12 protein-coding genes are annotated in these 13497 nt (G+C 67.8%); 4 read left to right on the top strand and 8 right to left on the bottom strand.

Features of this window, described 5'->3' with window-relative positions; genetic code table 11:
* Nucleotides 1–10: 10 nt before the first annotated feature.
* The 4 genes from AXYL_RS23690 to AXYL_RS23675 are packed head-to-tail and all read left to right on the top strand — an operon-like array spanning nt 11 to nt 4149.
* The gene (locus tag AXYL_RS23690) at nt 11–430 is read left to right on the top strand and encodes a MaoC family dehydratase (protein ID WP_013395407.1); all 420 of its coding nucleotides are present in this window, start codon (nt 11–13) and stop codon (nt 428–430) included.
* Between the two features lie 20 nt (nt 431–450).
* On the top strand, nt 451–1275 hold the full coding sequence (locus AXYL_RS23685) for an SDR family NAD(P)-dependent oxidoreductase (protein WP_013395406.1): 825 nt from the start codon (nt 451–453) through the stop codon (nt 1273–1275).
* A 17-nt stretch (nt 1276–1292) separates the two neighbouring features.
* A complete protein-coding gene (locus AXYL_RS23680; RefSeq protein WP_013395405.1) occupies nt 1293–2447 on the top strand; it encodes an acyl-CoA dehydrogenase family protein in 1155 nt (384 codons plus the stop codon).
* A 40-nt stretch (nt 2448–2487) separates the two neighbouring features.
* The gene (locus AXYL_RS23675) at nt 2488–4149 is read left to right on the top strand and encodes a long-chain fatty acid--CoA ligase (RefSeq protein WP_013395404.1); all 1662 of its coding nucleotides are present in this window, start codon (nt 2488–2490) and stop codon (nt 4147–4149) included.
* A 7-nt stretch (nt 4150–4156) separates the two neighbouring features.
* Here AXYL_RS23675 and AXYL_RS23670 read toward each other — a convergent pair whose 3' ends face one another.
* The 8 genes from AXYL_RS23670 to AXYL_RS23635 form a co-directional block, all read right to left on the bottom strand.
* Nucleotides 4157–4939: a slipin family protein gene (locus AXYL_RS23670; protein WP_013395403.1), complete on the bottom strand. Its 783-nt coding sequence runs from the start codon at nt 4937–4939 to the stop codon at nt 4157–4159.
* A 48-nt stretch (nt 4940–4987) separates the two neighbouring features.
* A complete protein-coding gene (locus tag AXYL_RS23665) occupies nt 4988–6433 on the bottom strand; it encodes an NfeD family protein (protein WP_013395402.1) in 1446 nt (481 codons plus the stop codon).
* 118 nt (nt 6434–6551) lie between these two features.
* Nucleotides 6552–7532 carry a Bug family tripartite tricarboxylate transporter substrate binding protein gene (locus tag AXYL_RS23660; protein WP_013395401.1) on the bottom strand — a complete coding sequence of 327 codons (981 nt, stop codon included), beginning with the start codon at nt 7530–7532 and terminating at the stop codon, nt 6552–6554.
* Nucleotides 7533–7561: 29 nt separating this feature from the next.
* Complete coding sequence (locus tag AXYL_RS23655) at nt 7562–8779, bottom strand: CaiB/BaiF CoA transferase family protein (RefSeq protein WP_013395400.1); 1218 nt, start codon at nt 8777–8779, stop codon at nt 7562–7564.
* Entirely contained in the window at nt 8776–9933 is a 1158-nt protein-coding gene (locus AXYL_RS23650; protein ID WP_013395399.1) for an acyl-CoA dehydrogenase family protein, read from the bottom strand. The genes AXYL_RS23655 and AXYL_RS23650 overlap by 4 nt, the downstream gene beginning before the upstream one ends.
* A gap of 33 nt (nt 9934–9966) precedes the next feature.
* Nucleotides 9967–11172 carry an acetyl-CoA acetyltransferase gene (locus AXYL_RS23645; protein WP_013395398.1) on the bottom strand — a complete coding sequence of 402 codons (1206 nt, stop codon included), beginning with the start codon at nt 11170–11172 and terminating at the stop codon, nt 9967–9969.
* Entirely contained in the window at nt 11153–12625 is a 1473-nt protein-coding gene (locus AXYL_RS23640; RefSeq protein ID WP_013395397.1) for a 3-oxoacyl-[acyl-carrier-protein] synthase III C-terminal domain-containing protein, read from the bottom strand. The genes AXYL_RS23645 and AXYL_RS23640 overlap by 20 nt, the downstream gene beginning before the upstream one ends.
* Nucleotides 12622–13497: a MaoC family dehydratase gene (locus tag AXYL_RS23635; protein ID WP_013395396.1), complete on the bottom strand. Its 876-nt coding sequence runs from the start codon at nt 13495–13497 to the stop codon at nt 12622–12624. The genes AXYL_RS23640 and AXYL_RS23635 overlap by 4 nt, the downstream gene beginning before the upstream one ends.

Below are 13497 nucleotides of genomic sequence, written 5' to 3'. Positions count from 1 at the left end.
GGAGTGCGCGATGAGCATAGCCATGAACCATGACGCCCGGGCCGGCGACGAGCTGCCCGGCTTTACCGCCGGACCGGTCAGCCGGCTGGGGCTGGCGCTGTACTGCGGCGCCTCGGGCGACCACAACCCGATACACGTGGACCTGGATTTCGCCCGCGCCGCGGGCATGGACGACGTATTCGCCCACGGCATGCTGTCAGCCGCCTATCTGGCCCGCCTGCTGACGAACTGGGCGCCGCAATCGGCGCTGCGCGAGTACGCCGTGCGTTTCGTGGCGATCACGCATGTGGGCGACGAGGTCCGCTGCACGGGCCGCGTGGTCGAACGCTTTGAAGCGCAGGGAGAAGCCCGCCTGCGGGTGGAACTGCATGCGCGCAGCCAGACCGGAGAACTGCGCCTGAGTGGCGTGGCGGTACTGGCGGTCCGGTAAACCAAGAGAAGGAGAGTGCGATGGGTACATTGGAAGGCAAGGTGGCGCTGGTGTCGGGCGCAGGACGCGGCATCGGCCAGGAGATTGCGCTGAAGCTGGCGCGCGAAGGCGCCAGCGTGGTGGTGAATGATCTGGACGCGGGGCCGGCGGAGGAAACCGTCGCGCTGATCCGCAAGCTGGGCGGCCAGGCGCAGGCCTGCGCCGGCAGCGTGATCGAGGCCGGTTTCGCCGAGCGTTTCGTCGGCACCGCCGTGGACACCTACGGCGGCCTGGACATCATCGTCAACAACGCCGGCTACACCTGGGACAACGTGATCCAGAAGATGACGGACGAACAATGGGACGCGATCCTGGCCGTGCATCTGTCCGCGCCGTTCCGCATCCTGCGCGCCGCGTCCGGCTTCATTCGCGTGGCCGCCAAGACCGAAGCGGAGCAGGGCAAGGAGGTGTTCCGCAAGGTCGTGAACATCTCGTCCACTTCCGGCGTCATGGGCAATGCCGGCCAGGCGAACTATTCCGCCGCCAAGGCCGGCATCAACGGCCTGACGCGCGCGCTGGCCAAGGAATGGGGGCGTTACAAGGTCAACGTCAACAGCGTGGCTTTCGGGCTGATCAAGACGCGCCTGACGGAGGCGCCCGCCGACGGCGACGCCACGCTGGACATCGAAGGCCGGCAGATCAAGGTGGGCGTCAATCCGCAGGTGCTGAAGAACGCCGAGAGCCTGATCCCCGTCGGCCGGGCGGGCACGCCGGCGGAAGCCGCGGGGGCGGTGTACCTGTTCTGCCTGCCCGAGTCCAACTACGTCAGCGGCCAGGTCCTGGTCGTGGGCGGCGGCCGTCCTTGAGGACAGGAGGAAAGAGCATGGACACGCCACGGCAAGGCTGGATGGACGCGGACCTGACGCTGTTCCAGGATTCGACGCGGCGCCTCTTCGAAAAGGAGTTCGTGCCCGACGAAGAGCGCTGGCGCAAGCAGCAGCACGCGGACCGCGAGGTCTGGAACAAGGCGGGCCGCCTGGGATTGTTGTGCGTGAGCATGCCCGAGGCCTATGGCGGCGGCGGGGGCAGCTTCGCTCACGAGGCCATCGTGGGGGCGGAGCAGGCGCGCGCCATGGTTCATGGCTTCAGCAACAACGTGCATAGCGCCATCCTGGCGCACTACATCCTGAACTACGGCACCGAAGCGCAAAAGCAACGCTGGCTGCCGCGCATGGCCACGGGTGAACTCGTGGGCGCCATCGCCATGAGCGAACCGGGCGCGGGGTCCGACCTGAAGAGCGTGCGCACTACCGCCACGAAAGAGGGCGGCGAGTACGTGCTCAATGGTTCCAAGACCTTCATCACCAACGGCCTGCATGCGGACCTGGTCTGCGTGGTGGCCAAGACCGACGCGCAAGCGGGCGCGCGGGGCGTTTCGCTGATCATGGTGGAGACGCAGGGCTTGGCGGGCTTCAGGCGCGGGCGGCTGCTGGAGAAACTGGGCCAGAAAAGCCTGGACACGGCGGAACTGTTCTTCGATGGCGCGCGCGTGGGCCAGGACTGCCTCTTGGGCGGCATCGAGGGCCGCGGCTTTGCCCAGCTCATGCAGCAGCTGCCGCGCGAACGGCTGCTGATCGCGGTGGGGGCGGTAGCCACCATGCGGCGCGCCATCGAGGAAACCGTCGCCTACGCCAGTACCCGCCAAGTCTTCGGCCAGGCGCTCATCGAGCTGCAGAACACGCGCTTCAAGCTGGCCGAGTGCGAGACGGTCGCCACCATCGCGGCGCGCTTCGTCGACGATTGCATCGAACGTCAACTGGCGGGCACATTGGACCTGTCCACGGCAGCCATGGCCAAGTGGTGGACCACGCAGATGAACTGCCAGGTGATCGATGAATGCCTGCAGTTGCACGGCGGCTACGGCTACATGCTGGAATACCCGATAGCCAGGATGTACGCGGATGCGCGGGTAGGCAAGATCTACGGCGGTTCCAACGAAATCATGAAGGAAATCATCGCGCGCGCCATGACCGCCTGAGGCGCATGGGAAGGAACCAGAACAAGCACGAGGAGACAAGATGCAGCAAGCGCACTATCGGTTTTGGCCCAAGGGCCTGCCGAAGGAAATCACCCCGCCGCAGTCCAGCCTTTACTTCAACCTGGAGGCGTCCGCGACGCGCTATCCGGACAAGCCGGCCATCGTGTTCTACGAAACCGTGCTCGACTACGCGCGACTTAGGCGCGAGGTCGACGCCATGGCCGGATACCTGCAGCACAGTGCGGGGGTAAAGGCGGGCGACCGTGTCCTGCTGCTGAGTCAGAACTGCCCGCAGTTCGTCATCGCGTACTACGCCATCCTCCGCGCCGATGCCGTGGTCGTGCCGGTCAACGCCATGAGCACGCCGGAGGAGTTGGCGCATTACCTGGACGACAGCGGCGCCCGGGTGGCCTTCGCCGCGCAGGAGCTTTGCGCGCGGCTGAACGGCTTTGTCGAGGATAAGCGTTTGGATCGTGTCATCGTCCACACCTATTCGGACTATCTGGATGGCCCGGTTCCCGATGCGCCGGACTGGGTCGCCGCGCCCCGGCGCGCGCCCGATGTGCGTGCTGGCGTGCCCTGGTACGGCGCGCTGGCGGTCAATGCCCAGCCCTTGCCGCACCGGGCGCGGGCGAAAGATCTTTGCCTGTTGCCGTACACGTCCGGCACCACTGGCCGGCCCAAGGGCTGCCGCCATACCCACGGCTCCATGGGCGCGTCCCTGGCCGGTTCGCAGCTATGGCGCGGACTGACGTCCGAGGCGGTCATCATGGGCGTGGCGCCGATGTTCCACCTGCTGGGCATGCAGAGTTGCATGAACACGCCCATCCTGCTGGGCGCCACGGTGGTGGTGTTGCCGCGTTGGGACCGCCAGGTGGCAGCCCGGTTGATGGCGCGCCATCGCGTCAGCGTCTGGGCCGCGCCACCCGCGATGATCGTGGACTTCTTCGCGCAGCCGGGCATCGAAGAACTGGACCTGTCCAGCCTGGCGCAGCTGTGCGGCGGCGGCGCGCCCATGCCCGAGGCGGTCTCGGCCATGCTGGCCAGGCGCTACGGCATCACCTACAACGAGGCATACGGCCTGACGGAAACCGCCTCGTTTCTGCATTGCAATCCACTGGACCGCAACAAGCGCCAATGCATAGGCGTGCCCACCTTCGGCGTGGATACGAGGGTTGTGGATCCGGCCACGCTGGCCGAGCTGGCCCAGGGAGAGACCGGTGAACTCGTGACGCGCGGCGCGCAGGTCATGCTGGGCTACTGGAACAACCCGCAGGCCGACGCCGATGCCTTCTTCGTGCTGGATGGTCAGCGCTACTTCCGCACCGGCGACCTCGGCCGGGTGGACGAAGACGGCTATTTCTACGTGACCGACCGCTTGAAGCGCATGATCAACGCATCCGGCTACAAGGTCTGGCCGGCGGAAGTGGAGAACACGCTGTACGAGCACCCGGCGGTGCACGAGGCTTGCGTGATCGGAGTGCCCGACGCCTGCCGCGGTGAAACGGTGAAGGCCCTGCTGGTATTGCGCGACGAGGCGCGCGGCAGTGTGCGCGAAGAAGACGTGATCGCCTGGGCCCGTACCCGCATGGCGGCCTACAAGGCGCCACGCATCGTGGAATTCGTGGATGCCTTGCCCAAGTCCAGCACCGGCAAGATCCAGTGGCGGCAGTTGCAGGACGCCGGCAAGGCGGCGGCCTAGCGCAAGGTCAGGGGCCGGCAGGCGGCTCCTGGTCCTTCCCCGCCAGCCCTTTGAGCAGGCGGCTGAACTCGACGGGAAAGGGAAAGACAATGGTCGAGCTGTTTTGCGCACCGATCATGGCGAGCGTGCTCAGATAGCGTAGCTGCATGGCTTCGGGCTGTTCCGATAGCGTGCGCGCCGCGTTCAGCAACATCTGCGCGGCCTGTTCCTCGCCTTCGGCGTGGATAATCTTGGCGCGCCGCTCGCGCTCCGCCTCGGCTTGCCGGGCGATGACGCGGATCATGCCTTCGTTCAGGTCGATGTGCTTGATTTCCACGTTCGCCACCTTGATGCCCCAGGCGTCGGTCTGCGCATCCAGAATGCTCTGCACCGCATTGTTCACCTTGTCTCGCTCCGATAGCAGCTCGTCCAGATCATGCTTGCCCAGCACGGAGCGCAGCGTGGTCTGCGCCAGTTCGCTGGTGGCTTGCCGGAAGTTCTCCACCTGGATCACGGAGCGCTCCGGATCGATCACGCGGAAGTAGATGACGGCATTCACCTTGACCGACACGTTGTCGCGTGAGATCGCGTCCTGGCTGGGCACGTCGAACACGGTCATGCGCTGGTCCACGCGCACCATCTGTTGCACCACCGGTATCAGCAGGATCAGCCCCGGACCCTTGACTCCGGTATAGCGGCCCAGCGTAAAGATCACGCCGCGCTCGTACTCGCGCAGGATGCGGACCGACAGGGCGAACAGCGCGACGGCCAGCGCCAGGATGGGGGCGTAGAAGGCGAGGTTCATCAACATGGCTGACTCCGCTTGAGTAGGGTATCGGCGTGGCCCGAAGGGAGGGCGTCACCGCTGGGACGGCGGCAGGCCGGTGTCTGGCTGCACATGCAAGGTCACGCCTCGGACGGCGGTGATCACCACGGTGTCGCCAGCCGCGAGCCCGGCCGGACCCACCGCGCGCCAGCGTTCTCCCACCGCCGCCACGTAGCCTTGCCCGTCCGTCCAGCTCAGCACCTTGATCCGCAGTCCGATCAGCGCTTCGGCGCCGCTGACGACCGGCGCGCGGCGCGAGCGCAAGGCCAGCCGGCCGATCAGGAAGGTCATCCCCAGGCTGGCCGCGGCGATTCCCGCCATCAGCGGCACGGACACGCCAAAGGCCGGCGTGTCCGTGTCGATGAGAAGAATGGCGCCGAGCACGAAGGAAACCGCGCCGCCCACGCCCAGCACGCCCAGGGTAGGCGCGAATATCTCCGCCACCATGAGCGACGTGCCTAGCAAGACCAGCGCGATGCCGGCATAGGTCAGCGGTAGCGCCGCCAAGGCGTACAGGCCGACCAGCAGGCAGATGGCGCCGAAGATGCCCGGAAACAGGGCGCCCGGACTCATGAACTCGAAGATCAAACCGTACACGCCCGCCATCAATAGCAGCAGCGCCAGATTGGGATTCGTAATGACGCTGAGCACTTGGGTACGCCAGTCCGGCTCGCGCGCGATCTGGCGCAAGTCGCGGGTGTGCAGGGTGGTCTCGGCGTTGCCGACCCGGACGCGGCGTCCGTCGGCTTTGGCCAGCAAGTCGGGCACGTCGTCCGCGATCAGGTCGATCACGTTCTGCGCGCGCGCTTCGCCGGCCGTGAGGCTGGCCGCGGCGCGCACGGCCTGTTCAGCCCAGTCGGCATTGCGGCCGCGCAGCGCGGCGAGCGACCGGATATAAGCCACGGCGTCGTTGATGGCCTTGGCTTCGCCTGCGTCCTTCGGCGCGGCGGGTGCGGTCTTGTCCGCGGGGGGCTTCTTGTCTGCCGGGTCAGCCGGTCCGGAAGGGCTGTCGGCCGGCCGGGACGGGCTGCCGCCCAGTGCGATAGGCGTGGCCGCGCCCAGATTCGTGGCCGGGGCCATGGCCGCGACGTGGCTGGCGTAGAGAATGTAAGTGCCGGCGCTGGCGGCGCGCGCGCCGTTGGGCGCCACATAGGAAATCACGGGAACCGGCGACGCGAGAATCGCACGGATGATGTCGCGCATGGAGGCGTCCAGTCCGCCCGGCGTGTCTATGCGCAGCACGACCGCCGCCGCGTTCTGCTGCCGCGCCGCCTCCAGGCCGCGGATGACGTAGTCCGCCGTGGCCGGGCCGACGATGCCGTCCAGGGACAGCACCACTGCGACTTGCGGGCCGCCGGCAGGCTGCGCGCCCGCGCCGCCCGAACAGATTGCCGCCGCCGCCAACAGCACCGCCACGCGGCGCAGCTTGCGTAGCATGGCACAGCTTCGGGACAGCGGGCTCAGGATCGGGGCGGCCATGAGCAGGTTTCCTCCGACGCGCGGCGCCGGACGGCAGGGCGGCGCTGCTGCTATGTCCAGAGTACTACTTTCGCCAATTTATTCAGAGCCTTACGGAAGTTGGAGGCGGCCGGGATGGCTACCTCAGGGTGATCCCCGTCTGCTGCACGACCCGGGTCCAATACTGGCTGTCGTCCTCCATCCGCGCGGCGAGATCGTCGGGCGAGCCGCCTTCGGCGATCAGCCCCAGTTGCGCATAGCGTTCGCGCACCTGGCTCGACGCAAGCACGGTTGCAACATCCTTCGTGATTTGATCGACCACGGGCTGTGGTGTGCCGGGAGGCGCGTAGAGGCCGACCCAGGTGTCCCGGTCCAGGCCGGCGATGCCCAGTTGGGCGAAGCTGGGCACGCCGGGCAGCAGCGCGGAACCCACGGGCGTGGTGACGGCCAGCACGCGGGTCTTGCCGGTCTGGGCCGCCTTGGTGGCGCCGGATGCGCTGAGGAAGGCGCTGCCGACATGCCCCCCTATCAGGCCGCTGAGATTGGGGCCTTCTCCCGCAAAGGGAATGTGGGTGATGTCGATGCTTTTGTCGCGCTTGAGGAGTTCGCCGAAGAAGTGGGTGCTCGTGCCTTCGCCGCTGGAACCGAAGCTCACTGAACCTGGTTTTTCGCGGGCCAGCGCAACGTACTGCGCCAGGTTTTCCGCCGGAACCGCCTGCCGGTTGACCAGCAGCGCGACCGGCGTGGTGAAGAGGGTGGAGACGGGCAGCAGGGTCGCGGCCGCAGGCGCTGCGCCTTCCTGGCCGCGGGGCAGTTGTTCGTTCAGCGTGGAATTGGTGGCCGCGACCAGGGTGTAGCTGGGCGGACTTTTGGCGGCCAAGGCCAGGCCGATACGGCCGGACGCGCCGGGGCGGTTCTCGACGATCACGGCCTGGCTCCATAGCGAGCTCAAACGCTCGGCCAGGATGCGGGCGGCGCCGTCGACCGCGCCGCCCGCCGGATACGGCACGATCAGCCGCACCGGCTGGTCGGGGTAGGGGGCGGCCGCGGCGGCGGGCCGGGCGCCGGACGCCGCCAGCGCGGCGATCATGAACGCGGTCAGGCGGATGGCTTTTTGCATTCCTTGTCTCCCTTGTGCATGTAGAACGCTCAGATCACGCCTGCCGCGCGCAGCCGGGCAATGCTGTCCGGCGTCAGCCCCAGCAGATCGGCGTAGACGGCGTCGTTGTCCTGTCCCAGTTCCGCGCCGGCGTGTGTGGGCTCCGTCGGATCGCGGGTGAAGCGCGGCACGACGCCGGGCATCTGCAGCATGCCGAAGTCGCGGTCGGGGACGTCGACGATGGAGCGGCGCGCGACCACGTGGGGATCCTTGACCACCTGGTCGATGCCATAGATCGGCGCCAGCGTGCCGTTGGCCTGTTCGAAGGCGGCCAGGACCTGCTCCAGGTCGTGCGCGGCGCACCATTCGATGAAGACGCGGTTCAATTCCTGTTCATGCAGGACTCGGCTGGCGTTGTCGGCGAAGCGCGGGTCTTGCGCGAGGTCCGGGCGGCCGATGGCGCGGCAGTTGTTGGCGAACATGGAATCGATCGAGCCCGCCATGGATACCCAGTGGTTGTCGCGCGTCCGGTAGACCGCGGAAGGCGCGGAGTAGGGGCTGCGGTTGCCGTTACGGGCTGGCACCGTGCCGAGTTGCTGGTAGACCCCGGGCATGAAGTCCAGCAGCCGGGTGATGCACTCCGTCAGCGCAAGGTCGATCTCCTCGCCGGGCCGGTCGGGGTCGCGCGCCCGCGGCCATAGCGCCGTCAGGATGCCGATGGCGCCGAATAGCCCGCCTATGGAATCACCCAGCGGCATGCCTGCGTGCATGGGCTCGTCATCGGCATGGCCTGTGATGGTGGTCAGCCCGCCCATGGCTTCGAAGATCCGCGCGAAACCCGGCCGCTCCGAGTAGGGGCCGGACTGGCCGAATCCCGTGACCCGCAGGATCACCAGGTTCGGCTTCAGCGACCACAGCACTTCCTTGGTCAGGCCCCAGCGGTCCAACGTGCCTGGCCGGAAGTTCTCGATCAGCACGTCGAATTGCGGCAGCAGCTGCTTGAAGATGCCGGCGCCCTCGGCCGTGCGCAAGTCCAGCGTGGCGAAGCGCTTGCCGCGCTGGGCGGTCTTCCACCAGATGCTCCTGCCATCCTTGAATGGCGGAAAGGCGCGCATGCCGTCGCCCTTGCGCGGCAACTCCAGCTTGAGCACGTCGGCGCCGTAGTCGGCGAGCAAGGTGGCGGCGAAGGGGCCGGCCAGGACCGTGGCGATGTCCAGTACCCTGAGCCCGGCCAGGGGGCCTGTCTTGGTGTCGCTTGCGTTCATCATCGCGGCGCCAGTTGACGGGCGATGATCTCCTTCATCACCTCGTTGGCGCCGCCATAGATCTTCTGGCCGCGCGAGTCCATGTACATGCGCGCTATCGGGTATTCGCGCATGAATCCATATCCGCCGAAGAGCTGCAGGCAGCGGTCGACCGTCTCGCATTCTTTCTGCGTGCCCCACCATTTCGCCATCGCGGCGGTGGCGGCGTCCAGCCGTCCTTGTTGCTGCCAGGCGATGCATTGGTCGATGAAGACCCGCGCCAGCGTGGCCTCGGTCTTCATCTCGGCAAACTCGAAGCGCGTGTTCTGCAGCTTGAACAGCGGCTGGCCGAAGGCCTGGCGCTGGTGCACGTGTTCCAGCGTGAGGCGCAAGGCCCGCTCGATGCTGCCGACGGCGCGTATGCCGATCAGCAGCCGCTCATAGGGCAGTTGCGCCATCATCTGGGAGAATCCCTGGCCCTCCGCGGCGCCCAGCAGGTTGGCGGCGGGCACTCTGGCTTCGTCGAAGAAGAGCTCGACGGTGTCCTGCGCCTTGAGCCCGATCTTGTCCAGCGGCTCGCCGCGCCGAAAACCTGCCAGGTCGCGGGTTTCCACCATCAGCAACGACACGCCCTTGGCGCCGAGGCTGGCGTCCGTCTTCACCGCCAGCATCACCAGGTCGGCGTGGTGGCCGTTGGTGTTGAAGGTCTTGGACCCGGTGATCACGTAGCTGTCGCCGTCGCGCCGCGCGCGGGTCTTGATGCCCTGCAGGTCTGAACCGGCGCCGGGCTCGGTCATGCCGATGGACGCGACGATGTCGCCGCTGGCCATGCCCGGCAGCCAGCGCCGCTTCTGCTCCTCGCTGCCGTAGTGATGCAGATAGTGGGCGACGATGTAATGCGGGCCGAAGCCGGGGCCGAAGCCGCATTCCGCGCTGACCTCGACCAGCGCCGCCAGATGGGAGTAGTCGCCGTCGCCGCCGCCGTATTCCGACGGCAGGTCCGCCAGCAGGAAGCCCATTGCGCCGAGCTGGTTCCAGACCTCGCGGTCGATGCCGCCTTGCGCTTCCCAGGCCGGCAGGCGCGGCAGCAGTTCGGCGTTCCAGTAGCGGCGGGCGGTTTGCTGGAATTGTTCGATCTCGGGCGTGCGCCAGGGTGATTGGTAGTCGTCCATCAACATGTTGTGTCTCCTTGTCGTCCGTTGCGGCGCCGTTCAGGCGCCATACTTGCCCAGCACAGAGACGCTGCACACGTTCTGCCAGGGAAAGCCGCCCAGGTTGTGGATCACGCCGATGGCCGGGTCGTCGGCGCGCTGGCGGGCGCCGGCGCGCCCCAGCATCTGCAGGTACATCTCATAGGCCATGCGCAGTCCGGTCGCGCCGATGGGGTGGCCGAAGCACTTGAGACCGCCGTCGATCTGGCAGGGGATGGTGCCGTCGGCGTCGTAGAAGCCGTCCAGCACGTCGTGGGCGCCGCGGCCTTCGGCCGAAATGTGCATGTCCTCCATCGTTACCAGTTCGGTGATGGAGAAGCAGTCGTGCACCTCCAGCAGGTCGATCTGTTCGCGCGGCCGTCCTATCCCGGCCTCCTCATAGGCGCGGGCCGATGCCACCCGCGTGGTCTGGAAGTAGCTGCCGTCCCAGCTGTCGTGGCCGGCTTCGCTGCCGCTGGATACGGCGAGTTGGAGCGCCTTGATCGCCACCAGGTCGCGCTTGCCCAGGCCGCGCGCGATGTCCGGGGTGGTCAGGATGGCGCAGGCGGCGCCGTCGGAAACACCGCAGCAGTCATACAGGCCCAGCGGCTCGGCGATCATCGGCGCGTTGATCGCGTCTTCCATGCTGATCGGGTTGCGCAGATGGGCCTTGGGATTGCGGCCGGCGTTGGCGTGGCTTTTCACGGAGATGTGGGCGATGGCGCGCTTCAGGTCGCGGGCATCGACGCCGTGCTTGGCTCGGTAGGCGCTGGCAAGCTGCGCGAACGAGCCGGGCGCGCTGATGTTCGGCCACACGATGTCATTGAGCGGACCGCGTGGACGCTGGGGCAGGCCGCCGTAGCCAGTGTCCTTGAGCTTCTCCACGCCGAAGGCCAGCGCGAAGTCGCAGGCGCCGGACGCCACCGCATAGGCGGCGCCGCGCAGCGCCTCCGACCCGGATGCGCAGAAGTTCTCGACCCGCGAGACGGGGATGTTCGGCAGTCTCAGGGCGACGCCCAGCGGCACGCCGCCGCTGCCCAGGTGCTGGGTTTCGATGCCGGTGCCCAGCCAGGCCGCCTGGATCTGCTCCTTGCCGATCCCGGCGTCCCGCAGGCATTCGTCGAAGGCTTCGACCGCCAGGTTCTCCGCGCTGCGGTCCCAGCGCTCGCCGAAGTGCGAGCAGCCCATGCCCAGGATCACCACCTTGTCACGAATGCCTGTTGCCATGCCTGTTCTCCGTAAGGTCGGCGACCATCGCCTTCCAGAAATAGCGGGTGTAGCCGCGCGCGGCGTCTTGCGCCTTGATGCGAAAGCTCATGCGCAGCGCCAGCCCCACCGCCAGTTCGTCTTCGTCCATGTCGGTGTAGTCCATCATCAGACGGCCTCCGCCTTCGAACTGCACCATGCCGTAGCAAGCCGGCGGATTGGGCGTATAGGCCAGGCGGTCCGCGGTGTAGCTCATGATCCGGGCCGGAGTGTCGGCAAACGGCAGGTCCTCCTGAGTGCCGATGGCGCCGCAGGCGGGGTTGACGCATACGTCGGTGCGCGGCCACTGGGCCGTGCCGCAAGCGCCGCAGCGTCCGCCGAGGAAGCCGTGCACCGCCTTGCGGTTGCGGTACTCGACCGACAGCGGGGTGAGCTTGTCGTTGTCGGCGCGCATGCCGCGCTCCAGAGGAAGCTGGTCGTTGAAAACTAGGAACTTCATGTAGTTGTCCTCGGCCTTGCCGCGCGCCAGCCAGCCTTGCGCGCCCAGGCGGCGGGGCAGGTCGGCCAGGGCCGGGGTGGTGCGCAGCACCAGCACGTCGACCCCCTGGCCGAATGCCACCAGCACCAGCACTTGGCCGGGTTCCGCCGCGCCCAGCGCATGCGCCAGCATCAGCAACGGATGGGCGCAGCCGGCGTTGCCCACCGTGGCCGCCAGCGTGTCGTGCACGCGTTCGGGCGCGATGCCGGCCAGCTTGGCGATCCGCTGCGCCGCGCCCTTTTGGGGCAGCGCCACGCACAGCGTGTCCACCTGGCCGGGTTTCAGGCCGGCCCGGCGCAGCGCCGCCGAAATGGCTTGCGGAATCTGCGCGCCATGGCCTTCCTCGCGTATCCAGCGCTCTTCCCAGTAGGTGTCGGTGGCAGCGTTCGCGCCCCGATAGTGGTCGGCCATGTCGATGGTGCGGCTCTCCAGCGCCAGGGGCTCGGCGATGGCTGCGCCGTCGCCCACCAGTACCGCGCCGGCGGCATCGCCATACAGGAGCTCCTGCGCGCTGGCCACCTTGGCCTTGCGGCGATCGCTCGCCACGACCAGCGCATGGCGTCCGGCGCCTCCGCGCAGCGCCTGCATCAAGGCAGAGGTCGCGCCGCGCTGCGAGGACGCGACGTCGATGGCGCCGACGTTCTCGGTCAGATTCAAGGCCTGCGCCACGATGCTGGCGTTCAGCCGGCTGGCATAGGGCAGCGAGGTCGAGGCCAGCAGCAGGTCGTCGACCTCGCGTGCTTCGGTCCCGCTCAGGCAGTCGCGCGCCGCTTCCACCGCCATGGTGACGGCGTCCTCATCGAAGCCGCACATGGCGCGTTGGCCGGCGCGATGCGCCGCCAGCGACGCGTCGTACCAGGAATGGCTGCGCACGATCGCCTCGCGCTGCAGGCGCAGGCGCGGAATGTAGGCGCCGAAGGAAAGTATGCCCCTCATGCGCGGGCTCCTTGCGGCGGGTCGATGATGGCCAGTCCATTGTTGAGCACCACCTTCTGGCGCTCCAATGCCGTGGCGCGGAAACGCACCTCGCCGCTGGCGCCCCAGGCCTCGACGCGGATGGTCTCGCCCGGATAGACCGGCGCGCTGAAGCGCACGTCGATGCGCTTCAGCCTGGCCGGCTCGTAATCGCACAGCATGCGCAGCAGCCCGTGGCAGGCAATGCCGTAAGTGCAGAGGCCATGCAGGATGGGCCGGTCGAAGCCGCCCGCGCGGGCGACTTCGGGATCTGCGTGCAGGGGATTGAAGTCGCCCGACAAGCGGTAGAGCAAGGCCTGGGACGTCAGCGTGGGCAGGTCGCAGACATGCTCGGGCGTGTTTTCAGGCAGCTTGACCGCCGCCGGTGACGGGCCGCTGGCGCCGCCGAAGCCGCCATTGCCGCGCGCCATCACCGCCTGTTCCACGGTGGCCAGCAGGGCGCCGTCGCGCGTTTCCAGGGTGCGCTCCACGAAGAACAGCGCGCCCACGTCGGGCCCCTTGTCGAGGATGTCCTTGATCCGGGTGCGGCCGATGACGGTGCCGGCCGGCGCCAGGGGGCGATGCAGCTGCACCGACTGGCTGGCGTGCAGCACGCGGCGCCAGTCTATGCCGGTATCCGGTTCCTTCATCCAGAAGCCGGGGTATCCCAGCACCGCGGCCTGGGTCGGCACGGCCAATTGACGGTCCTCGTAGACGAAGGGCAGCTCGCGCGCGTCCAGCGGGTCGCGGCCCAGGCCCAATCCCAGCGCGTACAGGATGGAGTCCTTGGCGGTGTAGGTTTGCTCCACCGGTTCGAAGCGGCGCTGCATCAGCTTGTCGGGGTCGATTCTCAT

Source organism: Achromobacter xylosoxidans A8 (assembly GCF_000165835.1).
GTDB lineage: Bacteria > Pseudomonadota > Gammaproteobacteria > Burkholderiales > Burkholderiaceae_B > Achromobacter > Achromobacter xylosoxidans_B.
The sequence above is the reverse complement of the archived record's forward strand: the minus strand, read 5'-3'. Positions and strand labels throughout refer to the sequence as shown.

Excerpts from the sequence above, each read along its gene's own strand:
- AXYL_RS23690 (WP_013395407.1), top strand. The coding sequence starts at position 11 with ATGAGCATAGCCATGAACCATGACGCCCGGGCCGGCGACGAGCTGCCC.
- AXYL_RS23660 (WP_013395401.1), bottom strand. The coding sequence starts at position 7,532 with ATGCAAAAAGCCATCCGCCTGACCGCGTTCATGATCGCCGCGCTGGCG.
- AXYL_RS23680 (WP_013395405.1), top strand. The coding sequence starts at position 1,293 with ATGGACACGCCACGGCAAGGCTGGATGGACGCGGACCTGACGCTGTTC.
- AXYL_RS23675 (WP_013395404.1), top strand. The coding sequence starts at position 2,488 with ATGCAGCAAGCGCACTATCGGTTTTGGCCCAAGGGCCTGCCGAAGGAA.
- AXYL_RS23670 (WP_013395403.1), bottom strand. The coding sequence starts at position 4,939 with ATGTTGATGAACCTCGCCTTCTACGCCCCCATCCTGGCGCTGGCCGTC.
- AXYL_RS23650 (WP_013395399.1), bottom strand. The coding sequence starts at position 9,933 with ATGTTGATGGACGACTACCAATCACCCTGGCGCACGCCCGAGATCGAA.
- AXYL_RS23665 (WP_013395402.1), bottom strand. The coding sequence starts at position 6,433 with ATGGCCGCCCCGATCCTGAGCCCGCTGTCCCGAAGCTGTGCCATGCTA.
- AXYL_RS23685 (WP_013395406.1), top strand. The coding sequence starts at position 451 with ATGGGTACATTGGAAGGCAAGGTGGCGCTGGTGTCGGGCGCAGGACGC.
- AXYL_RS23645 (WP_013395398.1), bottom strand. The coding sequence starts at position 11,172 with ATGGCAACAGGCATTCGTGACAAGGTGGTGATCCTGGGCATGGGCTGC.
- AXYL_RS23635 (WP_013395396.1), bottom strand. The coding sequence starts at position 13,497 with ATGAGAATCGACCCCGACAAGCTGATGCAGCGCCGCTTCGAACCGGTG.
- AXYL_RS23655 (WP_013395400.1), bottom strand. The coding sequence starts at position 8,779 with ATGATGAACGCAAGCGACACCAAGACAGGCCCCCTGGCCGGGCTCAGG.
- AXYL_RS23640 (WP_013395397.1), bottom strand. The coding sequence starts at position 12,625 with ATGAGGGGCATACTTTCCTTCGGCGCCTACATTCCGCGCCTGCGCCTG.